The sequence below is a fragment of the Shinella sp. R2-11 genome (genome assembly GCF_055330205.1).
Map to the genome: position 1 here is coordinate 46,437 of NZ_JBVAPC010000002.1, position 20,819 is coordinate 67,255.

The 20,819-nt window shown below is 61.3% G+C and carries 37 protein-coding genes and 1 tRNA gene; 11 read left to right on the top strand and 27 right to left on the bottom strand.

What is annotated here, in order from left to right; translation table 11 throughout:
* Window positions 1-2 precede the first annotated feature (2 nt).
* The 3 genes from sseA to ACZ1A1_RS04720 are packed head-to-tail and all read right to left on the bottom strand — an operon-like array spanning window position 3 to window position 2,671.
* On the bottom strand, window positions 3-869 hold the full coding sequence (gene sseA / locus ACZ1A1_RS04710; RefSeq protein ID WP_463618981.1) for a 3-mercaptopyruvate sulfurtransferase: 867 nt from the start codon (window positions 867-869) through the stop codon (window positions 3-5).
* A 12-nt stretch (window positions 870-881) separates the two neighbouring features.
* Window positions 882-1,625, bottom strand: a complete 744-nt coding sequence (locus tag ACZ1A1_RS04715; RefSeq protein ID WP_463618982.1) for an alanyl-tRNA editing protein — start codon at window positions 1,623-1,625, stop codon at window positions 882-884.
* A 5-nt stretch (window positions 1,626-1,630) separates the two neighbouring features.
* Window positions 1,631-2,671 (bottom strand): cysteine synthase A, encoded by a 1,041-nt coding sequence (locus ACZ1A1_RS04720; RefSeq protein ID WP_463618983.1) that lies wholly within the window; start codon window positions 2,669-2,671, stop codon window positions 1,631-1,633.
* Between the two features lie 261 nt (window positions 2,672-2,932).
* Here ACZ1A1_RS04720 and ACZ1A1_RS04725 point away from each other — a divergent pair, with 261 nt between their 5' ends.
* Window positions 2,933-3,139 carry a hypothetical protein gene (locus ACZ1A1_RS04725; protein WP_463618984.1) on the top strand — a complete coding sequence of 69 codons (207 nt, stop codon included), beginning with the start codon at window positions 2,933-2,935 and terminating at the stop codon, window positions 3,137-3,139.
* Between the two features lie 70 nt (window positions 3,140-3,209).
* Entirely contained in the window at window positions 3,210-3,401 is a 192-nt protein-coding gene (locus ACZ1A1_RS04730) for a hypothetical protein (RefSeq protein WP_313196161.1), read from the top strand.
* 112 nt (window positions 3,402-3,513) lie between these two features.
* On the opposite strand, the gene ACZ1A1_RS04735 is transcribed toward ACZ1A1_RS04730, so the two are convergent.
* A tRNA-Asn gene (locus ACZ1A1_RS04735) sits at window positions 3,514-3,588 on the bottom strand.
* Between the two features lie 164 nt (window positions 3,589-3,752).
* Between ACZ1A1_RS04735 and ACZ1A1_RS04740 the strand changes: the two genes are divergently transcribed.
* The gene (locus ACZ1A1_RS04740) at window positions 3,753-4,037 is read left to right on the top strand and encodes a hypothetical protein (protein ID WP_463618985.1); all 285 of its coding nucleotides are present in this window, start codon (window positions 3,753-3,755) and stop codon (window positions 4,035-4,037) included.
* A 66-nt stretch (window positions 4,038-4,103) separates the two neighbouring features.
* Window positions 4,104-4,580 carry a DUF2938 domain-containing protein gene (locus tag ACZ1A1_RS04745; protein ID WP_463618986.1) on the top strand — a complete coding sequence of 159 codons (477 nt, stop codon included), beginning with the start codon at window positions 4,104-4,106 and terminating at the stop codon, window positions 4,578-4,580.
* A 55-nt stretch (window positions 4,581-4,635) separates the two neighbouring features.
* Here the strand turns inward: ACZ1A1_RS04745 and ACZ1A1_RS04750 are convergent, their stop codons facing one another.
* Both ACZ1A1_RS04750 and ACZ1A1_RS04755 read right to left on the bottom strand, forming a co-directional pair.
* On the bottom strand, window positions 4,636-4,953 hold the full coding sequence (locus ACZ1A1_RS04750; protein ID WP_313195139.1) for an RcnB family protein: 318 nt from the start codon (window positions 4,951-4,953) through the stop codon (window positions 4,636-4,638).
* Window positions 4,954-5,091: 138 nt separating this feature from the next.
* A complete protein-coding gene (locus ACZ1A1_RS04755; RefSeq protein ID WP_463618987.1) occupies window positions 5,092-5,529 on the bottom strand; it encodes a PACE efflux transporter in 438 nt (145 codons plus the stop codon).
* An 83-nt stretch (window positions 5,530-5,612) separates the two neighbouring features.
* On the opposite strand from ACZ1A1_RS04755, the gene ACZ1A1_RS04760 reads away from it, so the two are divergent.
* The 4 genes from ACZ1A1_RS04760 to ACZ1A1_RS04775 all read left to right on the top strand — a co-directional run bounded on the left by ACZ1A1_RS04760 (window position 5,613) and on the right by ACZ1A1_RS04775 (window position 8,170).
* Window positions 5,613-6,545 carry a LysR family transcriptional regulator gene (locus tag ACZ1A1_RS04760; protein WP_463618989.1) on the top strand — a complete coding sequence of 311 codons (933 nt, stop codon included), beginning with the start codon at window positions 5,613-5,615 and terminating at the stop codon, window positions 6,543-6,545.
* 98 nt (window positions 6,546-6,643) lie between these two features.
* On the top strand, window positions 6,644-6,907 hold the full coding sequence (locus tag ACZ1A1_RS04765; RefSeq protein ID WP_463618990.1) for a hypothetical protein: 264 nt from the start codon (window positions 6,644-6,646) through the stop codon (window positions 6,905-6,907).
* Window positions 6,908-7,069: 162 nt separating this feature from the next.
* On the top strand, window positions 7,070-7,384 hold the full coding sequence (locus ACZ1A1_RS04770) for a hypothetical protein (protein WP_313195125.1): 315 nt from the start codon (window positions 7,070-7,072) through the stop codon (window positions 7,382-7,384).
* 381 nt (window positions 7,385-7,765) lie between these two features.
* Window positions 7,766-8,170, top strand: coding sequence for a hypothetical protein (locus ACZ1A1_RS04775; RefSeq protein ID WP_463618991.1), 405 nt, complete (start codon window positions 7,766-7,768; stop codon window positions 8,168-8,170).
* 179 nt (window positions 8,171-8,349) lie between these two features.
* Here ACZ1A1_RS04775 and ACZ1A1_RS04780 read toward each other — a convergent pair whose 3' ends face one another.
* The 21 genes from ACZ1A1_RS04780 to ACZ1A1_RS04880 all read right to left on the bottom strand — a co-directional run bounded on the left by ACZ1A1_RS04780 (window position 8,350) and on the right by ACZ1A1_RS04880 (window position 19,160).
* Entirely contained in the window at window positions 8,350-9,510 is a 1,161-nt protein-coding gene (locus ACZ1A1_RS04780) for a tyrosine-type recombinase/integrase (protein WP_463618992.1), read from the bottom strand.
* Entirely contained in the window at window positions 9,507-9,767 is a 261-nt protein-coding gene (locus tag ACZ1A1_RS04785) for a helix-turn-helix transcriptional regulator (RefSeq protein ID WP_463618993.1), read from the bottom strand. The genes ACZ1A1_RS04780 and ACZ1A1_RS04785 overlap by 4 nt, the downstream gene beginning before the upstream one ends.
* Complete coding sequence (locus ACZ1A1_RS04790; RefSeq protein WP_463618994.1) at window positions 9,764-10,048, bottom strand: hypothetical protein; 285 nt, start codon at window positions 10,046-10,048, stop codon at window positions 9,764-9,766. The genes ACZ1A1_RS04785 and ACZ1A1_RS04790 overlap by 4 nt, the downstream gene beginning before the upstream one ends.
* Window positions 10,041-10,592, bottom strand: a complete 552-nt coding sequence (locus ACZ1A1_RS04795; RefSeq protein ID WP_463618995.1) for a hypothetical protein — start codon at window positions 10,590-10,592, stop codon at window positions 10,041-10,043. Before ACZ1A1_RS04795 ends, ACZ1A1_RS04790 begins: the two co-directional genes overlap by 8 nt.
* On the bottom strand, window positions 10,585-11,295 hold the full coding sequence (locus ACZ1A1_RS04800) for a DNA cytosine methyltransferase (protein WP_463618996.1): 711 nt from the start codon (window positions 11,293-11,295) through the stop codon (window positions 10,585-10,587). The genes ACZ1A1_RS04795 and ACZ1A1_RS04800 overlap by 8 nt, the downstream gene beginning before the upstream one ends.
* Window positions 11,292-11,606 carry a hypothetical protein gene (locus tag ACZ1A1_RS04805; protein ID WP_463618997.1) on the bottom strand — a complete coding sequence of 105 codons (315 nt, stop codon included), beginning with the start codon at window positions 11,604-11,606 and terminating at the stop codon, window positions 11,292-11,294. The genes ACZ1A1_RS04800 and ACZ1A1_RS04805 overlap by 4 nt, the downstream gene beginning before the upstream one ends.
* The gene (locus ACZ1A1_RS04810; RefSeq protein ID WP_463618998.1) at window positions 11,599-11,901 is read right to left on the bottom strand and encodes a hypothetical protein; all 303 of its coding nucleotides are present in this window, start codon (window positions 11,899-11,901) and stop codon (window positions 11,599-11,601) included. The genes ACZ1A1_RS04805 and ACZ1A1_RS04810 overlap by 8 nt, the downstream gene beginning before the upstream one ends.
* Entirely contained in the window at window positions 11,898-12,770 is an 873-nt protein-coding gene (locus ACZ1A1_RS04815; RefSeq protein WP_463618999.1) for a DNA adenine methylase, read from the bottom strand. Before ACZ1A1_RS04815 ends, ACZ1A1_RS04810 begins: the two co-directional genes overlap by 4 nt.
* The gene (locus ACZ1A1_RS04820) at window positions 12,767-13,519 is read right to left on the bottom strand and encodes a hypothetical protein (protein WP_463619000.1); all 753 of its coding nucleotides are present in this window, start codon (window positions 13,517-13,519) and stop codon (window positions 12,767-12,769) included. Before ACZ1A1_RS04820 ends, ACZ1A1_RS04815 begins: the two co-directional genes overlap by 4 nt.
* Window positions 13,509-13,865: a hypothetical protein gene (locus ACZ1A1_RS04825; RefSeq protein WP_463619001.1), complete on the bottom strand. Its 357-nt coding sequence runs from the start codon at window positions 13,863-13,865 to the stop codon at window positions 13,509-13,511. Before ACZ1A1_RS04825 ends, ACZ1A1_RS04820 begins: the two co-directional genes overlap by 11 nt.
* Window positions 13,862-14,158 (bottom strand): hypothetical protein, encoded by a 297-nt coding sequence (locus tag ACZ1A1_RS04830; RefSeq protein ID WP_463619002.1) that lies wholly within the window; start codon window positions 14,156-14,158, stop codon window positions 13,862-13,864. Before ACZ1A1_RS04830 ends, ACZ1A1_RS04825 begins: the two co-directional genes overlap by 4 nt.
* Before the next feature lie 327 nt (window positions 14,159-14,485).
* Entirely contained in the window at window positions 14,486-14,743 is a 258-nt protein-coding gene (locus ACZ1A1_RS04835; RefSeq protein ID WP_463619003.1) for a hypothetical protein, read from the bottom strand.
* The gene (locus tag ACZ1A1_RS04840; RefSeq protein WP_463619004.1) at window positions 14,740-15,129 is read right to left on the bottom strand and encodes a hypothetical protein; all 390 of its coding nucleotides are present in this window, start codon (window positions 15,127-15,129) and stop codon (window positions 14,740-14,742) included. The genes ACZ1A1_RS04835 and ACZ1A1_RS04840 overlap by 4 nt, the downstream gene beginning before the upstream one ends.
* Window positions 15,129-15,323 carry a hypothetical protein gene (locus ACZ1A1_RS04845; RefSeq protein WP_463619005.1) on the bottom strand — a complete coding sequence of 65 codons (195 nt, stop codon included), beginning with the start codon at window positions 15,321-15,323 and terminating at the stop codon, window positions 15,129-15,131. The genes ACZ1A1_RS04840 and ACZ1A1_RS04845 overlap by 1 nt, the downstream gene beginning before the upstream one ends.
* A complete protein-coding gene (locus tag ACZ1A1_RS04850) occupies window positions 15,320-15,736 on the bottom strand; it encodes a hypothetical protein (RefSeq protein ID WP_133036706.1) in 417 nt (138 codons plus the stop codon). Before ACZ1A1_RS04850 ends, ACZ1A1_RS04845 begins: the two co-directional genes overlap by 4 nt.
* Before the next feature lie 2 nt (window positions 15,737-15,738).
* Complete coding sequence (locus ACZ1A1_RS04855; RefSeq protein ID WP_463619006.1) at window positions 15,739-16,710, bottom strand: recombinase family protein; 972 nt, start codon at window positions 16,708-16,710, stop codon at window positions 15,739-15,741.
* Entirely contained in the window at window positions 16,707-17,711 is a 1,005-nt protein-coding gene (locus tag ACZ1A1_RS04860; RefSeq protein ID WP_463619007.1) for a hypothetical protein, read from the bottom strand. The genes ACZ1A1_RS04855 and ACZ1A1_RS04860 overlap by 4 nt, the downstream gene beginning before the upstream one ends.
* 10 nt (window positions 17,712-17,721) lie before the next feature.
* Window positions 17,722-17,928: a hypothetical protein gene (locus ACZ1A1_RS04865; RefSeq protein WP_463619008.1), complete on the bottom strand. Its 207-nt coding sequence runs from the start codon at window positions 17,926-17,928 to the stop codon at window positions 17,722-17,724.
* Between the two features lie 66 nt (window positions 17,929-17,994).
* Complete coding sequence (locus ACZ1A1_RS04870; protein ID WP_463619009.1) at window positions 17,995-18,423, bottom strand: hypothetical protein; 429 nt, start codon at window positions 18,421-18,423, stop codon at window positions 17,995-17,997.
* A gap of 65 nt (window positions 18,424-18,488) precedes the next feature.
* Window positions 18,489-18,758, bottom strand: a complete 270-nt coding sequence (locus ACZ1A1_RS04875; protein ID WP_463619010.1) for a DUF6948 domain-containing protein — start codon at window positions 18,756-18,758, stop codon at window positions 18,489-18,491.
* A 54-nt stretch (window positions 18,759-18,812) separates the two neighbouring features.
* Entirely contained in the window at window positions 18,813-19,160 is a 348-nt protein-coding gene (locus tag ACZ1A1_RS04880; protein ID WP_463619011.1) for a hypothetical protein, read from the bottom strand.
* 193 nt (window positions 19,161-19,353) lie between these two features.
* On the opposite strand from ACZ1A1_RS04880, the gene ACZ1A1_RS04885 reads away from it, so the two are divergent.
* The 3 genes from ACZ1A1_RS04885 to ACZ1A1_RS04895 all read left to right on the top strand — a co-directional run bounded on the left by ACZ1A1_RS04885 (window position 19,354) and on the right by ACZ1A1_RS04895 (window position 20,817).
* Window positions 19,354-19,590: a hypothetical protein gene (locus ACZ1A1_RS04885; protein ID WP_463619012.1), complete on the top strand. Its 237-nt coding sequence runs from the start codon at window positions 19,354-19,356 to the stop codon at window positions 19,588-19,590.
* Window positions 19,580-19,888: a hypothetical protein gene (locus ACZ1A1_RS04890; protein ID WP_463619013.1), complete on the top strand. Its 309-nt coding sequence runs from the start codon at window positions 19,580-19,582 to the stop codon at window positions 19,886-19,888. The genes ACZ1A1_RS04885 and ACZ1A1_RS04890 overlap by 11 nt, the downstream gene beginning before the upstream one ends.
* 92 nt (window positions 19,889-19,980) lie before the next feature.
* The gene (locus tag ACZ1A1_RS04895) at window positions 19,981-20,817 is read left to right on the top strand and encodes a hypothetical protein (RefSeq protein ID WP_463619014.1); all 837 of its coding nucleotides are present in this window, start codon (window positions 19,981-19,983) and stop codon (window positions 20,815-20,817) included.
* Window positions 20,818-20,819 lie beyond the last annotated feature (2 nt).

The following is a 20,819-nucleotide window of genomic DNA, read 5'->3' on the forward strand; positions in this document are numbered from 1 at the left end:
GGTCAGTCCTTGCCGGTCGCGGGGCCGGTGACGACGGGCGTATCCTCGCGCCCGCCCCATTCCGTCCACGAGCCGTCATAGAGCGTATTGTCCTCGTGACCGAGCGAATGGAGCGCCAGCGTTATGATCGCCGCGGTGATGCCGGAGCCGCAGCTCGTGACGACCGGTTTCGAAAGGTCGATGCCCGACGCCTCGAAATGTTGGCGAAGACTTTCGAGGTCCTTGAACCTGCCGCCCTCGGAGAAGGTGCCGGAGGGCATGCTCCTTGCGCCCGGCATATGGCCGGAGCGCATGCCGGCGCGGGGCTCCGCCTCCTCGCCGGTGAAGCGGCCGGCGCCGCGCGCATCGGCGATCTGCCTGGAGCCGGTCGAGACGATGCCGCGCATCTCCTCGAAGGAGGTCACGGCATAGGGATTGAAATTGGTGTGGAAGGTGGCGGGCGCGGGCTCCGGCAGGTCGGTCTCCAGCGGCCGTCCTTCCTTCTTCCAGCCGTCGATGCCGCCGTCCATGACGAAGACGTTCTTCGCGCCCATCGTGCGGAACAGCCACCAGACGCGCGGTGCGGTGAAGATGCCGGGGCCGTCGTAGACGACGATCGTGTCCGTATCGGAAATGCCGAGCTTGCCGACTTCGGCGGCGAAGACGTCCGGCGCGGGAGCCGTATGCGGCAGGCTGCTGGAATGATCGGCGATGACGTCCTGGTCGAAGAAGACCGCGCCGGGAATGTGCCCGCCGGCATATTCGGCCGCACCGTTGCGGTTCTGCGCGGGAAGATACCAGGAGGCGTCGACGATGCGGAATTCCGGCGCGCCGAGCTGCTTTTCCACCCAATCCGCCGAGACGACGAACCTGCTCTTTTCGTTGGACATGTTTCTCTCCCTTCAGGCTTCGCAGGCCGGCGCGCCGAAGCGGATGCGGAACCGGCGGTTCTCCTTGCCCTTCTTCTCGATCTTGGCGATGTGGATCGCGCCCACTTCCTGCGTCTCGGAAACATGGGTGCCGCCGCAGGGCTGGCTGTCGACGGCGGAATTCTCGCCGATGCAGACGAGGCTGACGCGGCCGAGGCCCATGGGCGGGCGCACGTTCTTGGATTTCACGATGCCGGGATTGGCCGCCAGCTCCGCATCGGTGATCCACTGGACGAAGATGGGGTGGTTCTCCGTAACGAGCCTCATCAGCTTCGCCGTCACCTCGTCCTTGTCGATGGTCTCCGTCATGTCGAAGTCGACGCGGCTGTCCTCCTCGCCGACGGCGGCGCCCGTGATGGGGTAGGGGCAAACGACGGAAAGGAGATGGCAGGCGGTGTGCATGCGCATCAGCCGGTAGCGGCGCGCCCAGTCGATATGGGCGACGACCGTCTCGCCGACGATGGGCGGGGCCTCGCCTTCGAGCGGCCGGTGGATGATGATCTCCTTGGTCGCGCCCGTCACCGCCGGGCCGAGCGCGATGCGGCTGCCGTCGGCGCGCTCCAGGAAGCCCGTATCGCCGGGCTGGCCGCCCGACGTCGCGTAGAAACAGGTCTGGTCCAGCTCGATGCCGCCGTCCTCATGCACCGCCGTCACCACCGCCTCGTTCGTCGAAAGATAGAAATCGTCGCGGAAGAGGGCAGTGGTGGGAAGGGACATGATACCTATTCGACCGGCTGGTAGGGGACCTTGATCCCCGATTTCGCCTTCAGCCAGCCTGGAACCGGCAGGCCCTTCGAATCGAGGAAGTCCGGGTTGAAGAGTTTGGACTGATAGCGGTTAGCATAGTCGCAGAGGATCGTCACGATCGTGTGGCCGGGGCCGAGGTCCTTCGCGAGGCGGATCGCACCCGCGATGTTGATGCCCGAGGAGCCGCCGACGGCGATGCCCTCGTTCTCGATGAGGTCGAAGACCAGCGGAACGGCCTCCGAATCCGGGATGTTGTAGGAATAGTCCGGCGTAAAGCCTTCGAGATTGGCCGTGATGCGGCCCTGGCCGATGCCCTCGGTGATCGAGCTGCCGGAGGCCTTCAATTCACCGTGCTCATAAAAATTATGGAGCGCCGCGCCATCCGGATCGGCAAGGGCAATCTTGATGTCCGGGTTTTTCGCGCGAAGGCCGGCCGCGACGCCGGCAAGCGTGCCGCCCGAGCCGACAGCGGAAACGAAGCCGTCCACCTTGCCGTTCGTGTCGCGCCAGATTTCCGGCGCGGTCGTTTCGATATGGGCGTCGCGGTTGGCGACATTGTCGAACTGGTTTGCCCAGATCGCGCCGTTCGGCTCGGTCTTCGCAAGCTGCTCGGCGAGGCGACCGGAAAGCTTCACATAGTTGTTCGGGTTCTTGTAGGGAACGGCGGGAACCTCGACGAGCTCGGCGCCGAGCAGGCGCAGCGCGTCCTTCTTCTCCTGGCTCTGCGTCTCGGGAATGACGATGACGGTGCGATAGCCGAGCGCCTGCGCCACCAGCGCAAGGCCGATGCCGGTATTGCCCGCCGTGCCCTCGACGATGACGCCGCCGGGCCGCAACTCGCCCGAACGCTCGGCCGCGCGGATGATGGAGAGGGCGGCGCGGTCCTTCACCGACTGGCCGGGATTGAGGAATTCCGCCTTGCCGAGGATCTCGCAGCCCGTCGCTTCCGAGGCGCCCTTGAGGCGGATCAGCGGCGTGTTGCCGATTGCATCAAGAACGGACGGAAGAATGGACATGGAAATCGAGCCTCGCGCGTTGCAATCTGGATTGGTGACGTCTTTTCGGCCGCTGTGGCCGGCTTTGCAAGGAATGGTGTTCCTGTCAGGCGGAGATTGCTAGGGATTTTTTCTTCCCGTAGGGGCTTCCTGCCGCAGGCCGGCCGAAAGCGCGCGGGCTTTAACGTTCTGTTAGCAAACATGGTTAATTTTGCGTCTATCGGCGAGCGGCGGAACGGAAAGGCGTGCTGCCCGTTTGAGACGGACACTGGAGATACCACGATGCTTTTCGGACTTTTTCAGGCCACCCCTAACGACGACGATGATATCGCCACCGGCACCTATGCGGACGGGGTGATGGGAACGCCGCTGAGCGATCCTTCCGCGCGCCCGCGCGAGCGCAGCCAGGCCTTCCGCCGCACCGCCCACGAGCGCGACTACGGCACCGCGCGCACCGCCGGCCAGACCGGCGCCGGCCTCGTGCCCTGATCGCATCGCACGCCGGGAACAAAGCGCGGCCCGGCGTGTTTCTCTTCCGATTTGCACGGAGGAGCCCGCCATGACCCATCACATCGACAATCGCCAGTTCAGCCCGCGGCAGACCCGCCACGTCCTCGATGTGCTCGAGCATTGCCGCAAGAACGGGCTCGACAAGGCGCAGGAACGCAAGCTCCTCCTCCTATTCGGCCGCTTCGCCACCCGCCACGAATTGCAGATGAACACGAAGCGCCCGCCGGCAAACCGGCACTAGCGATTTCCAGATCGATAAAGATGGAAGAGGGGTTGCCGCGCGGCGGCCCTTTTGCGTGCGTGGCGCTGAAAAGCAGAAGGGCCGCGCTATTCAGCGCAGCCCTTCAAGAAACTGGCTCCCCGGGCCGGATTCGAACCGGCGACCTGTCGATTAACAGTCGAATGCTCTACCGCTGAGCTACCAGGGATCATCCGCTCGCTGCGGAGTGAGCGCGTAATACAAATGCCTGATCGATTTGCCAAGCGCTTTTTGACAAAAAAATGCATCGGGCTTGATTGATTGTGGAGAAGTCTCCAACTGGAAAGAGAAAGAGCCTTGGAAAACCGGGCTTTGCAGCGAAACGGGCAGGGAATGGCGGCAAAGAAAACCAAGATGCATTTCGGGATAGACCCGCGCACCCGGGAGATCGTGGTCGGCGCCTTCCGCATGAAGCTGCCGGAATCGCGCTGGCTGCGCACCACGATCGGCGTCCTTCTCGTCTGCGGCGGCCTGCTCGGCTTCCTGCCGGTGCTCGGATTCTGGATGATTCCGCTCGGCCTGCTCGTGCTTTCCCACGATTCCCATTTCGTGCGCCGCCAGCGCCGCCGCCTTGCCGTCTGGTGGGCGAGCCGCAAGGCCCGGCGCAATACGCGCTGAACGCCGTTGCCTCCGGCCGGCGGACCTGCTCTAACCCGTTGAACGACTGCGGGTGAGGGGATTTGCATGGAATTGCTTTTGAAGGGTGTCGCGATCGGGATCGGCGCGACGGTGCTGATGGACGTCTGGGCTGTCGTCCTGTGGAAGGTCTTCCGCCAGGGGCGGCCGAACTGGGCGCCGGTCGGCCGATGGTTCTGGCATCTGAAGGACGGCACCGTCTTTCATGACGATATCGGCAAGGCCGAGCCCTATTCCGGCGAACTGGCGCTCGGCTGGATCGGCCACTATGCCGTTGGCATTCTCTACGGGGTGATTTTGGCTTTGGTCATGGGCGCGGGCTGGTTCGCGGCGCCCACCTTCCTGCCGGCGTGGATTCTCGGCATCGTGACCGTCGGTGCCGGCTGGTTCCTGCTGCAGCCCGGCCTCGGCATCGGCGTCGCCGCCTCGAAACTGCCGAACGCCAATACGGTGCGGGCGCTCAATCTCGTCGCGCACACGATCTTCGCCCTCGGGCTTTACGGCACGGCGCTGCTTCTTCGCTGATCACTCGGCAAGGAAAAACGCCACCGCGGCGAAGGCTGCGGTGGCGTCGTTGTTCTTAACGGGCGGCGGCGACGCCGAGGATGAGGCCGGTGGCGACGCTCATCAGGAGGTAGGTGTTGTCCACCTTCACCCACTGCTGGCCGCGGGCGGGCTTGCGCAGGCCGTAGCGGTGGTAGTCACGGACCGGCGGACGGCGCTTCCAGTCGGAATAGCGTTCGCCCTTGCGCCAGTTGTGGCGCTTCTTAATCTGCTGCTTGTCCCAGGAGGAGGAATAGCCGGGCTTACGGTCGTGGCCGCCATACTGCTGGGCCTGCGCCATCGGCGCGGCGGCGAAGGAAAGGGCGACGGCGGCGAGAAGGGTGCGGGTGAAGATTTTCATCGTTGGGCTCCTTGTTGTCGGTGAGAGGACCCTATGGCCGGAACGATGAACGAAAACTGAATGAAAGATTACAATGCTGTAATGAAAACAGCCCCTTAACGCCTGTGGCAATTTGAAGGCAGGCCCGCCGCCTCACGCGGATGCGCGCGGCAGCGGGGCGGTTTCGATGGGGAAGGCCCGGTCGTAGGCGATGTTGAAGACGAAGGCATAGACCAGGTAGAAGGCGACGACCGATATATCGAGCAGCAGCGCCGTGACGAGGCTGATGCCGAGATACCAGGCGATGAACGGAATGAGGATGACGATCAGCCCCGCTTCGAAGAGCCCCGTGTGAAGCACGCGGATCGCCATCGTCTTCTGCACGCTGCCGCGAAGGCGCAGCATGGTCCGGTCGAATGCCAGGTTGAAGACGAAGTTCCAGATGGTCGCCGCCGTGGCGGAGACGATCCCGATCACGCCCATATGGCCCATCGGCTGGTCGAACAGCAGGGCGGCGCCTGGCGTGAAGATCGCAAGGCCGATGAGTTCGAACAAGACCGCGTGGCGGACCCGGTCGCTGAAGCTGCGCATTTCATGTCCTCGTTCGTTGTTGCGCTCACTTCTATCTGATATTCATGGATGGAAAAGTTAGATACCATCTGGAATACGGATAGATGACCGTCTCACTCGACCAGCTGGACGCCTTCGTTGCCGCCGCCGAACAGGGATCGTTCTCCGCCGCCGCCCGGCATTTGCGCAAGGCGCAGTCGGCGGTGAGCCTGCTGGTTTCCTCGCTGGAGGACGATATCGGCGTAAAACTCTTCAGCCGCGCCACGCGCAATCCGACGCTCACGGAGGCGGGCAGGCGCCTGCTTCCCGAGGCAAGGCTCATCCTCGACCGCCGCGAGCACCTGATCGGCGTGGCGCGCAGCTTCGAGGAGCATGTCGAAACGCGCCTTGCCGTGGCGGTCGACGAATTCTATCCCGAGCCGGCCATCGGCGCGCTTTTCGCGGCCTTCGCCCGGCGCTTTCCCCATGTCGAGCTCGAATTGCTCTTTCCCTCGACCCGCGACGTCGCCGGGCTGGTTCTGGAGGGCAAGGTCGATCTCGGGGTGATGTGGCGGGAGGACGACCTGCCGCCGACGCTCGGCTTCCACACCATCGGCTGGGTGCCGTTGCTTCTGGTCTGCGGCCGCAACCACCCGCTGGCGGATGGCGCCGTGACCTGGGAGGAGCTTCGCCGCCACCGCCAGATCATGGTGGCCAAACGCAGCGACGGCGCGGAGACCCATCGGCTGCGCGTCGCCGCGGAAGTCTGGTGGGTCGAGAGCCATTGGGTGATCCTGCAGATCCTGCACCGGGGGATCGGCTGGGCGCTGATCCCCGCGCATATCCTCGGCAATTCGCCGCTCGCCGCGGAACTCGCGACGCCGCCGCTCCAGTTCGACGAGGGCGCGCACCCCGTCGCGCTCGAACTCATCTGGAACAAGCAGCGCCCGGCGGGACCGGCGGCGAAATGGCTGCGCGAGCAGTTCGCGACGATCGGGATCCGGAACGATGACGGAGAGGAAATCCCGAAAGGCCCCGACATCTTCACCGTCCTGTGACCGACCCGGCGCGGCGGGTCACGATTCGTTAGCCATAAGGTCAGCATTTTAGGAACCGTTGAAATTCTCGCGAATTCCATCCCTGCAAGAGCGGAGGCGTGAGGAAGATGAATCAGCGGTTCGACGAACTCTATATCCGGCGATGCGAGCACCAGCAGATCATCGCCTTCTACAAGAAGCTTGTGGTGCAGATGTACCGCAAGCTGAAGGAGATGCAGGCGGGAAGCGAGGCCGCGAGCGGGGACGACATCCCTGCCGTAGGTTCGCCGCCGCCGAGCCCCTTCGCTGCGGGGCAGGCGCCCAACGTGGTCCGCGTGGATTTCCGCCGGCGCGCAAAGGCGGCTTCGAGCCTGGAGAGCTGAAAGACAGGACATGAAGAGGAGGGCGGGAGTATCCCCGGCAGCCGCAGGAAGCCGGCTTGCGTCCTGCCGGACCGACCGGATACTCTGAAGCTGCGCCGCCGCCCGTCAGCAGGGCAGGGCCGGCCGGGCTTGAATGAACCGTCGAAAGGGCATCGAATATCCATGAATACCAGCGAACCCGACACGTTGAGCGGAACGTATTTCACCGCTGACAATCCGGATGGCAGTTATGGCAGCGGTCAGGTGGTTCGGCTGGCCGCGCCGGGCGTCTATCTCGTCCGCTACGAGGGTACGGAGGTGACGCTGCCCCTCGAACTCGTTTCCCTCGACGAGATGCTGGAAGCCACGAGCGAGGGCTTCAAGGTGTGGCGCTTCTTCGACACGGTCGAGGACCGGGATACATGGATGGAATGGCTCGACGCCCCCTCCAAGCCGCGCGTCATCTCCCTTGTCCGGCCGACGAGCGAGCCGGAGTAGATAGTCTAAGCCGCGCCGACATCCTGCCGGCCTTCCCGGATTGTCTCCCGCGGATGCCAGCCTGCCGAATATGAACGGAAACCGTTCCCCCATCTCCCTTCTCCCCGCTTGCGGGGAGAAGGTGCCGGCAGGCGGATGAGGGGCAGAGGTGGGAAAACTAACGGTTACCCCCCTCGTCAGACCCTTTGGGCCACCTTCTCCCCGAGGAGAGAAGGGAAGGGCGGCAAAGTCGAATTCCGTATTCGAGCCCTGTCGGGACATGAGGCATCCCGAACCTTGATCCCACACATGGTTCGTATATTAGTAATCTATCAAATAATAAGAATCCGGTGTAGTATCCTGCGCACGCCGATGGGGCGCCGTTCGACCCGGGGGATCGCCATGCCGCAGCTTTCTCGCTTGTTCTTCAAGACCGCGATCGTCTTTCTGATAGTGGGCATCGCCATGGGCCTGCAGATGGCGATTTCCGGTAATCACAATGTCATTGCAGCCCATACCCATGCGAACCTTCTCGGCTGGGTGACGATGGCGCTGTTCGGCACCTATTACGCCTTCAACCCGGCCAAGGCCGAGACGCGCTTCGCGCATCTGCAATATCTGATCTACACCGCCGGCATAACCGTGCTCACGCCTTCGCTCTACGTGCTCTATCTCGGCTACGAGGCGGCCGAGCCGCTGGCGGCGGTCAGTTCGCTGGTGGTCTTCGTCGGCGTGCTGATGTTCGCGGCGGTGGTCTATGGCAAGGCGCCGAAATCGACCGCTCTTCCGAAGCGGACGCTCGCCTGATTTTTTGAGGGGCTCGCCGAGCGTGATTTTCCGGTCCCGAAAATCGGAAGCCGATTCAATCGCTTGAGCGTCGATTTGAAGAAAGAGTGGAGGCCTCGCCGAGAACCAATAAAGTAATATTATTCAAAGGAATATGGCCAAAAGAGCCACACTTCGGTTCAATAAATTTCCAAAGCTTTTCAAACTTCGTCGCCACACCCTGCCACACCTTCCGGGCCGTTACCGGCCGACAAAAGCTTCGTACCAATCCCATCCCAGTTGATCTTAGCCACTGTCTGACGGGACAGTCGAGCGCGTTCAGCGTTGCGGGTGTAGATCTTCGAAGTCTTCGCATCACGCCAGCCGAACATCGCCTCCATCATGCTATCCGTTGCCGCGTTGTGAGCGACGTCAGTTGCCAAACCCTTTCTAACCGAGTGGGAGGTGAGGTGCGGCATGCCTGCTTGGCGCCACCAGTCTGAAATCCTATTTCCAAGCCCTTTAATCGAGAACGGTTTGCCGTACTCCGTGACGAGGAAGGTGAGGGCGATGACCTTGTGGCGTTTCAGTACGCCTTCTAGGATCGGGTGGATTGGGATGACAAGGTCAGTTGGAGTTCGGTTGCGGTTCTTGAAAAGGCGCAATCTGAATTCGTCTCCCCGGCGATGCTGGGGGCCAAGCATCGCTAAGTCCGAGACGCGAAGTCCGGTGTACATCCCGATAGACAGGTAGAGGACCGCTTTAGAATCGACGCCGTGATGCGCGATAAAGCGCTCTAACTCCGCCGGAGTTGCGGTTTCATGGCCGTCGGAATGCACGCTGAAGGGATCGACGGCGCGGGCTATGTTGACCGCGATGGGCTTTCCGTCGCGCTTGGTGTCGAACACCTGGCGCAGGACCTTTAGCCTTTCGTCAGCCGCGAAAGGCACCTCCTTTTTGCGGTCTCGCAGCACCTCAACGTGGTTGATCCCCATTTTTGATAGGGGAATGTCGGCGAAAAGCCGGTTGTCGTCGGGGCTCAAAATCTCTGCCCACATCGACTCCATGATACTGCGCCGCCGCGCCTGTGTTGTGACGTCCAGTGCTGTGAAGGCGTTTGAGCGCATGTACTCCATACAAAGCCATCGGAAGGTGTTGGGTTTCACCATAGCCGATATCGTCTTTGGCTGGACATCGCGCTCGAGCAGTGGCTGCGCGGCATTGCGAGCCTTCCAATAGGCGGTGAAGAATTCTTCCGAATTGATGTCGTCTGGAAGCCGGCAAATGCGTTTGCCATCGATTCGAAGATAATACCGCATCGTATTGTGCCGGCTTTTGTTCTTCTCGACATACGGTAAATCTATGTTGGCCACGCCCGTCATGCAGACGCCCGCCAGTCATCCCCGTCGTCAGCGTCTTCCCTCTTCATTGGAAGCCCATCTTCGGGCCAGTTAGCCATTGCCGCCATCAGATCGGCTACAAGCCATACCTTGCGGGTGTGCCATTTCCTCGGACGAGGAAGATAGCCTTCATCCACCATCAGGTCTACCGTGCCGACGCTGACACCGATTGCTACAGCTACTTCGGCTCGATTTAGGCCAAGCCGCGGCACAGGCCGGGAAAGCTCGATTGCCGTCATCCCCGCTCCTTATCCAGTGCGTTGCGGCGGGAAGCCTGCGCTGCGTTAATCACGTTGACCAGTTCATGGACGATGTACGGCGGGAAGCGGAACCCTATTGCGCAGATGCGGTCCAGCACGACCGAAGCCCATCCGCTTTCATCCGTTACGAGCAATTTGGCGGTCTCATCGAGCGACATAGGAAGCCGCTCAAGCCGATCCTCATAGCCCATCTTCGTCTGATACGGACGCCAGATCTGGGTCAGCGCGAATTCCTCCAAGTTGGTGATGCGCTTAGCCATCGCTCTCCCCTCCAGAAAGTGCGTTGCGGGAGGAGGGGGCGGTTCCAGTTGATGCGTTGGAGACACTATATCGATCCAAGGCCTCAATGGCCCCGTCGCAGTAGATGGGAAGCACGATATCGGGAGGGTTGTCCCAATCCGATGGGTCGCCAATCTCGGTCTCTAGGATGCGATAATCCCCACGCCATTTCGCGTAAGAGATGAGATGCCCAACCTGTAAGCCGCCATTACATGTTGCGTCTTCTGCAACAAGTGATTGGCGCTGCGCCCGGTCGGCGACGAGGGCCTTGGCGACAATGTCTGCCAGAAGAAGTCCTTGATGTTCGGTGAGGTCGAGGAAAAGCGCCTTGTTTATCCAGGCGGCGCATTCACGGGCGGGAGTCAGGGCACCGTTCACGGCGATACTTATGTAGGTTTGCAGCACCTCAGTCGCCAAAGCCTTCACCGCCTCATCGTTCGTCATGGTGTTGAGGCGCTTGCTGGCATGGAGCTTCATGCCGGCGGCGACAGCGGCTTCGAAGGCGTGGGAATTCAGTTCAGGCATCTTCGCGCCCTCCGCTCGATACGTTGGGGACTCGTTCCATGACTTGGATGGCGCGTCCGATCGCTTCGGGGATTTGCGGCAGGACAGCGTTGCCGAGCGCTACTCGGGCAGCTTCGTCCACTCCGGTGGGTAGCCCATGAGGAACTCGAATTGCGCGGCGGTAGGCTTCTGCTCCCCAAAGGCCCGCACATAGTTCCGGCAGGCGGGCCACTTCTGCATCGAGGGCGCATTGAAATTCGCCTTCGTCGTAGGAGTGTGCAACAAGCCACCAACGGCCTCGACCATGGGGAGCCCCGCAATCATCCGCTCCAATACGGCGGATTGTGACGGTGTAACCAAGTCTACGTAGATCGGCTGCGGCATTGTCTATCGGTCCCGGCTTCACATTTTCGGCCACGGCGAGCCGCGGCCGGTTGATCTTGATGATGCGGCGCTTCTCTGGCCACATATCCTCTGCGACCTTGCGGCCACGCGAGGCGGTGCTGAATGGCTGACACGGAAAGCCGCCGCAGATCATGTCGCAGTCGAAGCGATCGATCAGGCGAATGTCTTCGATCTGTTGGACTTCGGGCCAATGCTTACGAAGGATGGCGCGCTGGTACGGCCGTATCTCGCAGAAGGCGACTGTTTCAAAGCCACCCGCCCGCTCCAGGCCGAGGCTGAATCCACCGATGCCGCTGAAGACGTCGAGCACACGGATCATTCGGCGCCTCCGGAAGGTTCGTTGGCGTCATCGTCAAAAGCGCCAACAACGGCATAACGATGTGCTATTTCGACCACGCGCGGATCATCCCACGGGACTTCCCCGGCCTGATCGTCTTCCTGTGGGCCAGCGAGGAACCAGTAGTTGATCTGGTCCACGTAGAGGTCGCGTGCGGTGGCTTTCGATGGGCTTTTGAGAAGCTTGGCGAGGTCTTCTTGATCGACGTAGCCGCCGGTCATGTCGTTCGCGGGCGCAATGGACCACAGGTATTCATGGTCCTCGCGGGCTTGCTCGTAGGAAACCTTAGCCATCGTCACGGCCTCCGTTCGGTTTGATGGTGGACGTATCGGGAGTTGCATTCGAAACGGGCGCTGTTAGTCTGTGCCGATGAAGAATTGGCACGCTATTTTGATCGTCGGTTTCGGTGCGGTCGCGCTCGGCGCATGGATGTTCAGATACGACGTCCAGCAAGCCTCCAGCATGGCGGTCCTGAAGCTCGATCGCTGGACTGGCCATGTTGAAAGGTGCAGCTTTGGCGAGTGCCAGCTTATCAATTCGAACGATTGATGCTGCGTTAACCCCGGAGGAAACGTTGGCGGTGTTCATGCTGCACCTCCGAAAAAAAGCGGTGATTGTTCGCGCTCGATGCGGTCGGCGCAGCGGGGATTTATCCAAAGGACTTCGACGCGGGGGCGCGCACCATCGGCCAAGGCTTGGCGCTCGACGCGCATCCAGTCGTGGAGCGCGTCGTCATAGAGGTCGGCGGGATAACCGGAGAGCACCACCATGCCGGCTAGATCGCGCAGCACATCGAGCAGCTCTTCGTGGTCGGCGACCGTTAGTTCGTGCCGGTATTGGTGCTTGGCGTCATAGACGTTCTTGCGACCACGGGTTTCCGGCAGGTAGGGCGGATCGACATAGTGCAGCGTGTCGTCGCCATCATGTGTCCGCATCACCTGGATCGCCGGCCGACGCTCGATCACGACACCGCGCATGCGCTCGACGATGCCAGCAAGACGGAAGGGGTATCTTGCCCAGTCGTGCGCTGGCGTGGATCCGGAGCGATTGGAATTTGCGCGGAAGCCGGTGGTCTTGTGCCCGGCGCCCATGTCGGCGTGAGCGTGGGAGCCGAAGCCCATGAAACTCCTGATGATCAACCGGCGCGCCAGCTCGACCGGCTCGTCAGTCTCTTCCCAGCCGAGTTCGTATTCGGCACGGGCGAACGGCGTGAGCTCAAGCGATGCCACCAGGCGCTCCGCTGCGGCGTCATCCTGGAGCACACGGAAAAGATTCACGGCCTGCTCGTCGAGGTCGTTATAGATCTCGGCATAGGACCTCGACTTGCGTAGCAAGACGCTGGCGCCACCGCCGAAAGGCTCGACATAAACGCGGTGCTGCGGGAAATGGCTGATGATCCACGGCGCGAGCAGCCACTTGCCGCCGTGCCAGCGTAGGGGCGGAAGGACTGGCGTCACTCGGCGAACCCCTTCTGACCAGTGGCGGAACCGCTGCGCGTGGCGGCAAGGGCGGCGCGAATGTCGGCGTAGAGTTGGCGAACTTCGGCAAGGGCCGCGTCGTATCGAGGAGCGCGAGCCGGATAAGGCGCGTTCATCTCAGCTTCGGCCTTGGCCGTTGTCACGCCGTCGATAACGTATTCCTCGGCGCGGGTCAGAATTTCGCGAAGACGGGAGATTTCGTCCTCGCAGTTCGCAAGCTGTTCGACCGTGGACCAATATTGATCGGCCGCCGTGCTGTCCTCTCCTTCTCGGGAGAGGGGTGGGGAGGTGTAGAGGGGCTCGACCTGCCTTCTGCCGTTTTTATAGGAAGGATCGTTTTTCCAGCGAAGAGCCTTCTGCTCATCCACCATCACCCACGGCACCCAATCACCTCGCGCGTTCATTCCGCGTGTGCGCCACGCCACCGGCTCTACCGCCGGCACATCGACAAGGGCGGAACGGGAAGTGCCAAGATAGGACTGCACGATCTCTTGCGTGTTCCGAATCGCATTCATGGCGCCGACCGTGCCGTCTCCGGTCCAGTGGTCGTGCACGCGCGCGGCCGCATTGACGGCCGCATCATTCACCTCTCCCGCCTGCTTATCTGATAGAGAGGCGGTCAGGAACGGCATGAGGGCTTCGGCAAGCGCGCCAGCCCCGAGAGAATGGCTGCCGTCGACGCGGCGGATTTCCTGTGCGAGGCTATCAACGGTGAGTTCACTCTGCATTTTCACCTCCGAGGAGTGCGCGGGCATCGCGACAACGGTCAACGTTGACCGTGATGGGGGTTCCCGGTGCATTGCAGTGCGTCATGTCCGCTATGCGGGCGAAAGGCGTTAGCCCCTTCGTCAGCGCGGCTATCCTGGCGTCCTTCTCCGCATTCTCCCGCTGCAACGCCTCTGCTTGGCGGGCGAGGGCGCTGTGAATGTCGGCGAGCACGTATTCCTGTTCTTCGTGTGCGCCAGCAATGACAGGCTTCATCGGCGTCCAGACGCGCGAACCTCGGGCGTTGGTATATGCCCAGATGCGGTCAGCCGGGTTCGTGGCCTCAATGGCTGATACGGGGGAGGTCATGGGCGGGCCTCCGCTTTGGCTATGAGAGATTCTGCATCAGCGATGTATGGGCCAAAATTTATGCCCTGACGAACAAGCTCCGAATGAATTCCCTTGAGCAAATCCAGCAAATCAGGAGCTGCGGCGATCAGGCGGGCGTTCGCCTCGTCCATCGCGTTGCCGGGCTCGATGTGGACGTTCGCGATAACCCGCATCTTGTTGGCCGTTGTCACGATATGCCAGTTCGGTTCCATGCTCGGCAGGTCGGCGTAGCAAATCCACGGACCCGGTGTATGCTTCACGTTCTCACCCATTGGAGGAGCCTTTCTGCTGAAGAGCGCGGAGGGTGGCGAGGACGAGGGAAATCGCCGTATCTCGGTGCATGGCGGGAATACAAGGCGCATCGTCTTCTTCGGACACCCACGCGAGGCACATTCCGGCCGCGCGTCTTTCGACTGCATATCTCCAGCCGGGGAGGGTCGTGGACACCAAGGCGATCGCCGCGTCTACCGATGTTAAATACGGGCGAGGCTTAAGCCCAGCTTGGACGCGCCCCGGCTCCAAGGCAGATGCAATCCCGCATTCAAGATCGAAAGATGCTTCCGCCTTCTCCAGTCGTGCGATGAGTGAGGACAGGTCGCTCATGCTTCACCGCCTGCTTCGCGGGCGGACGGGCCTTCCTCGCGAACGAGAATGCCATCGGGATCCTCGCAGTTTTCCCATTTGAAGAAGTCTCCGTGCCAGACCATCTTTTGCCAGCGTCCTTTCTTGCCGAGCTGGCGAACGGCCTGCGGCTTGTAAGGTTTCCAGCGGTAGGTGGTGTGGACGACGGTTTTGGTCGTGAACCAAGACCCGTCTTTCGGAAACGCCGGCCCGCCGTCTTCTATCTTCTTGGTCATGCGGGCTTCCTCGCCTTGATAATGATCGCCGTCGCTGCCTCAACGTCTCCGGTGACGGAGTAGAGGTCTATGGCGAGTTGGAATGGATCGATGCCGTGCCGCCGCCAGAAAGCTAATTCCTCGACGGAGTGTTGAGCCGTGTGCTCCTCGCGGGTCATCGGGAGTACCCAGCAATCGGACGGCTTCTGGGCCCCGCCTGTGTGCTTTTTGTTATGCTGCGGGCTTCCTGCGCGGATATGGCAGGCATCGCAGCCGTATGCGCCGGAGACGACGGAAGGGAGCTTGCGGATGAAGGCAAGGTGCGCCTCGTCTCTGAAAGACGATGTGCTCTTGCTGGATTTGTCGAGCGAGAAGGCCTCGGGGTGGCGGTTGACTGCGAAGGCCATCACACCCTCCTCAGATCATCGAGGACGGCCTTGCGCTTCTCCTTGCGGGCGCGGTGAATGTCCTGTGTGCAGCCGCGGCGCGTGGCGATCAGCTCGGCGTCTGCGGCCCGGCGCCAGTTGGGGAGCTTGCGGAGGGTGGGGTGACCCTTTCGCCACCACCAGATGATTTCGGAGATCATGCGGGAGATATTCATGCTGCCTCCCCGAACGCCATTTCCGGCGTTACGTCATAGGTAGCGGCAATCCACTCGATTGCCTTTTCAAGAAAGGCGTTGAATTCTTCCTCGCTCATGCTGGTGAAGCTGATCGACTTCGGTACGGCGACCGGGAAACCCTTCACCATGATAGGCACCACAAAGCCGGTGTGCAGCTTCACGATGTCATGCAGGGTTTCGGTCGACGGCGCGCAGTCCGTCGCCTTCACGACCTTGCCGAGGAAGGACCAATAGAAGCGCAGCTTGGAAGGCGAGCGGCCACCATGCATCAGAACCTTGATGCGCTGGTCGTGGGGCTGCTGCCTGATCCATTCGCGGTCTGCTTCCATTTCGCCGATCAGGCTGTCGCCTCGGCGGAGAACGTAGATGGGAGGATGCTCGTTCTTCGCCATGGTCAGCCACCGTTCAGGGTTTCGAACTTGGCATAGGCGCGATCACGGATCTCATAGGCCGTGTCGATCATGTCTGCGTGGCCGGCACTTTCGAGAACCGCCGGAGCGTCATAGTCGTTCCATATCTCGACAGCCGATGCGGAATCCTTCGCGGTCGCCAGCGAGGTCTCGATCTCCTCAAGGAATTCGCCGAGGTCGAAATCGGATTCGGCCGGCTGCTCTTCCGTAGCCGGTTGCTGTTCGGCCTCGATGACCTTGGAGGTCGGAGGCTCGGGCGGGGCCGGGGGCCGAGGCGGCGCGGGGCGCACGGCCGGCGTGATGTCGCGCATTTCGTCGGCGTCCGCGATTTCGCGGGCTTCGAATTCGTCGCGGATGCCGCCAAGGACATCGCCGAACAGTTCGCGCAGGCAATAGCCGGCGGCACGCCATGCAATCATGCGTTCGCGGAACTTGTACCACGGCGCATCGTTGGGCTGGTCGTTCTTCCAGACCTTCTGGTTGTTCTCCCAAACCTGCCTACGGATAGTTGGCCGATCATCCCAGAGGCCGGCTCGCACAGCCTGTGCTTGGGTGAACTCGACGCGGCTTTCCTCTCCGGTATCGCTGCGCTTGGCATGGCAGTAGCCGACCATCTGGCCGTCGCGCATTTCGTAGCCGGTTTTCAAGAATGCGACCTTGCCCGACTGGCGAACAACGTTAATCAGGCCGTCGCCGTAGAGCGCGGGCTTGCCGTTGATAACGGTAAAGCTGCGGAGGCTTACCATCGGCTTCAGGCCAAGCTCGGCACCAGACATAATGCAGACAGCAACGGCAGCCGCCGCATCGTCGCCGGTCTTCTTCCCGATCAGCGCAGAAGGGGCGAGGCCGGAAGCCACGACGGCGCGCGCAACGCGCATGGTTTCTTCAAAGGTCTGCGGGACAATGGCGATGACTTGGCCGCCGCCAGCGAGTGCGGGAACGTGTGAGTTCATCATGCAGCCCTCTGAGTTTCAACGCGTTCGACACCAGGAAGGGACTGGCCGGCCGTGACGGCGCGCTTCGCAAGCTGGTCGATGACGGCCAGAATGTCGGGATGCTTCATCAGCACGAGAGCGGTTGCTGCGGCCTGATAGTCGTTGACCTTGGCGTCAACGAAGGTGCGAAGAGACACGCGCGCTCCGGTGCGGCCGGCGCTGGCATTCTTTGCTTCGGCTTCCTTGGCCTTGGCGTCGGCTTCCTGCTCAAGCTGGCGGGCACGGTCGATTGCATCCTGACGCTCGGCTTCGGAACGCTGGTCAGCCTCGGCAGCCTTTCGGGCGGCTTCCTCCGCCTCGCGGCGCAAGCGCTCTTCTTCGCGCCGGGCCGCTTCCTGCCGTTCGCGCTCGATGCGCGCCTGCTCCTGGAGATAGGCGTCCATGTGCCGTTTGAGCTTCTTGCTCAGTTCGGCCGGCTCTTCCTTGAGGCCGCGCCACTTGTCGTCCACGCGGCGGCCCTCGTCGAGCGACGGCTGCTTCTCGACCTTGTGTTGATCGGTCGCCTTCTTCGCGATGGTGGCAAGCCGCTTCGACCAGATTGCGGCTTTGTCCGCCTGATCCTGCGTCGTGATTGGCGTCTTCATGAACGCCTCGGCCTGTTCCTTCTCGGACTGGTATTCGAGCTTGAGTGCTTCGAACTGATCGGCCGGCAGATTGTGGCCCATGGCGGGCGCTGGCGGCTCATCGTCCCAGCCGCCGCCGTTGATTGCCTTCTCCCACGCTTCGACCGTCACGGGATGCGTTCGGCAGAAGTTCCAAAGATCACCAGCATCATCGACCATCTTGTCGCCGCGACGGCCCAGCCATTCACCGTCATCGCCGCGCCACAGCGCCACCGGCTCCCACTGGCCGCCTTTGAAGCGCGTGCGGTAATAGCCCTGCTCGGGCTGCCCCTCATGCATCGGGCCGATATTGCCTTCCAGAGCGGCTTGCCACCAAGTCCACGGGTTATCCTGAGACATGTGTTGCTCCTTAGATTGTGACCGGCCCGACCGTGAGGCCAGATCCGAGGACGATTGCGAAAACGATGATGGCGAGGAGGATCAGGCAGGCGTTGCCGTGCTTGGCTGCGCCGGTGTTCGCATCCTCAAGGACTTGGTAGATCGGCGCCTGAACCTTGCAGGTGCCGCCGGAGGCGATGCATGAGCATTCGTGCTGGATTGACAGATCGCAACGCATGATGATGGTTCCAATGTTCGATCATTTTCGATGTCCGGCACACGCGATGCCGGACGCCGAACGCGATCAGTCTTCGTCTTCTGAGTCGCCGTCGCCGTAGCCGTCGCCGTAGCCGTAGCCGTTGCCGTAGCCGTTGCCGTTGCCGTCGCCGTTGCCGTAGCCGTCGCCGTAGCCGTTGCCGTAGCCGTCGCCGTAGCCGTTGCCGTTGCCGTCGCCGTCGCCGTTGCCGTAGCCGTCGCCGTAGCCGTTGCCGTAGCCGTCGCCGTAGCCGTAGCCGTAGCCGTAGCCGTTGCCGTCGCCGTCGCCGTTGCCGTAGCCGTCGCCGTAGCCGTTGCCGTAGCCGTCGCCGTAGCCGTAGCCGTAGCCGTTGCCGTTGCCGTCCAGTTCAGCAGCCTTGAGCACGTAGTGCTCATCACTCTTCGGAACGAGTTTCAGGACTTGGCTGACTGGCATCGCCGCGGCGATCTTGCCGGAGAAGCGAGAAACGACCCGCATCACGCCATCACGGCACGCGCCACCACGGATCAAATCGTCTGCCGTGATGATCGGGTCGCCGCTCATCATGCGGCTTCCCATTTGGCCCAGGCTTCGGGCGTGATATCGAAAATGGCGGATATGCCGTGGAGCATCGGAATGTCGGCCGGCAGGCTGATCTTGCTGTTGCCGTTCGGGCCGTCCTTGCAGAGCTCCATGACGCCGCGCTTGGTGCCCCAGTAGATCGCCATTTTTGCAGCCTTGAGCGACATCGAGCGGGCGGTGAGGTCCTGACCATCTTCGATCAGGCCTGCGAAAACGCCGCGATGTTCCGTGGTTACGAGTACAGGCTTCATGCTCTTCCCTCCTTGGGGTGATGTGCCGCTATGCGGCGGTGAAATTTCTGAGGATCATTCTGCCGCTTCGAGGAAGCGAACCGGCTCGACAGTCGGACGGTCGCGGAGGAAGTCGCTCACGCCGTACCACTCGCGCTCCTTGCGGCGAGCTTCGGAAAGGCCGACAAGTCCGTCGATGTAGGGAATAGGCTCCATCTTCACGAAGGCCGAAACATCAGCACCAGCCAGCTTGGCGGCGGCGATGTTCGCGTTGTTCCGGCGAAGTTGCTCCAGATATTCCCGAGCCAGAACGCTTGCATCACGACCGAGACGGTTCTTGCCGCGGATACCCCGGATCAGCGTGCCGATCCGGTTTGTCGTCATGCGAAGGCCAGTGGCAATGCGGTCTGCTTCGGTCGACATGGTGGGTTTCCTCGTCTTTCCCGGTGGTCGGGAGGTGATGAGGAGGAATGTATGCTAATCGTACATTCTTGTAAATAGAGAATGTATGTAAATCGTACATTTTATTGGGTGCGCAGAATCTTAACGATAGGAAATAGAATCGACTCGACTCAGCTTCTCCGTTCTGGCTTCATAAGAACGAAAGGAGAACAAAATGGGCTTGGCAGTTCCAGAGGCGACAGCGCCGTTCACGCTTCACCTGCGGTGCGACAACTGCATGCGGGAAAGCACGAGAGGCATTCGCTTGCCGGTGGGCGAGGGCATTCCTCGCGATGCCGACGAGCTAGTCGAGAGCGCCTTTCTGGGCGACCTGAAGTTCAACTGCCGGCCGTGCGGAAGCGTCATCGCGCAGCTCGTCGGCATCGAAGGAGGATACAGCTATGGCTATTGAGCAAGACGTTTTGGAATTCATCATCGTGCCGCCGTACGAGCGCCGGGTGGGGATCTTCGCTTCGAAGGAGCGGATGGAGGCGTACCTTGGCAATCGCTTCCCTGGCTACAGCTTCAAAGTCGCTCGCCTCGGTCCTGTGGGCGACGACGAGGACTTCTGCATTCTCCCGGTCATGAACTTCATTGACGGGGAGGGCATGTCGCGGATGTGCAACGAACCGAAGTCCTGGCTGATTGCGGAGATTGGCGCGGCGTGTAGGGAGTTTGATGTCGGCGGAAGGCGATCATTCGCGGCTTAGCGCCTTGCCCGCCGTAGGTTGGTATTCTGAGAGAAAAGACTCGCGTTTTGCGTGAAAACCTCGTTCTATCTTTTTAGAGAATGGGGTGGGGAATGTTGCAAAACAATGGGTCGGCTCCGTCCGCCGGTCTGGCGGCGGTAGAGGTTGTCACGGTGCTGCCAGGTGCGGTGCCGTTTAAAGAAGACGTGGCCGGGAACATTAACGATACGTTCCGAGGCGAAGTGCTAATGGCGGATGGCAGCACGCGTTTTGCCATTATTAAAGATTTGCACTCCAAAGAGCTCGCAAACGAGTTATTGGTTGCGGTGATCGGGAAAGCAATAGGTCTTGCAATGCCGGACAGCTATCTTGGGTTGGCGGAGACAGAGGTGCTGGCTCTCACAAAAGGGCCCGAGGCCGCCGGCGGGAGGCTTGTGTTCGTGAGCTGCAATGTTGGCGCCCCAAACCTGTTTAGCCATTTAAATAACAAGAATTTCGAGAATGCTGCGCTCCGACGGATCGTCAAAATCCTTTGTAAGAGCAATCTGAGTGCTCTCTATGAATTCGACACGTGGAGCGCGAATATCGATCGTCATCCGGGGAATATATTGCTGAGTGGTACGGGGAAAGTATGGCTGATCGATCATGGGTGGTGTTTCACCGGCCCAGATTGGGATTCGTCTAGCCTCACACCGAATGCCTCTTATCAAAACAAATTGGAAAAGTGGGTAACCCCGAACCTTAGCGAAGACGAAAAAGATGAAATTTCGGCTTCGGTGGGTGAGTTGTCTGCCCAACTTAGATCTCTCAATCTCTCACATGCTGCCGAACTTAGCCATGCGCAAAACCTTTTGAGCGCAAGTGACCTCACTGCCTTACTGCAATTCCTTGTAGCGCGACTTGACGACACCCCGCGTCTTGCGGCGTCTTCACTTGGGAGGCTCGTTTGACC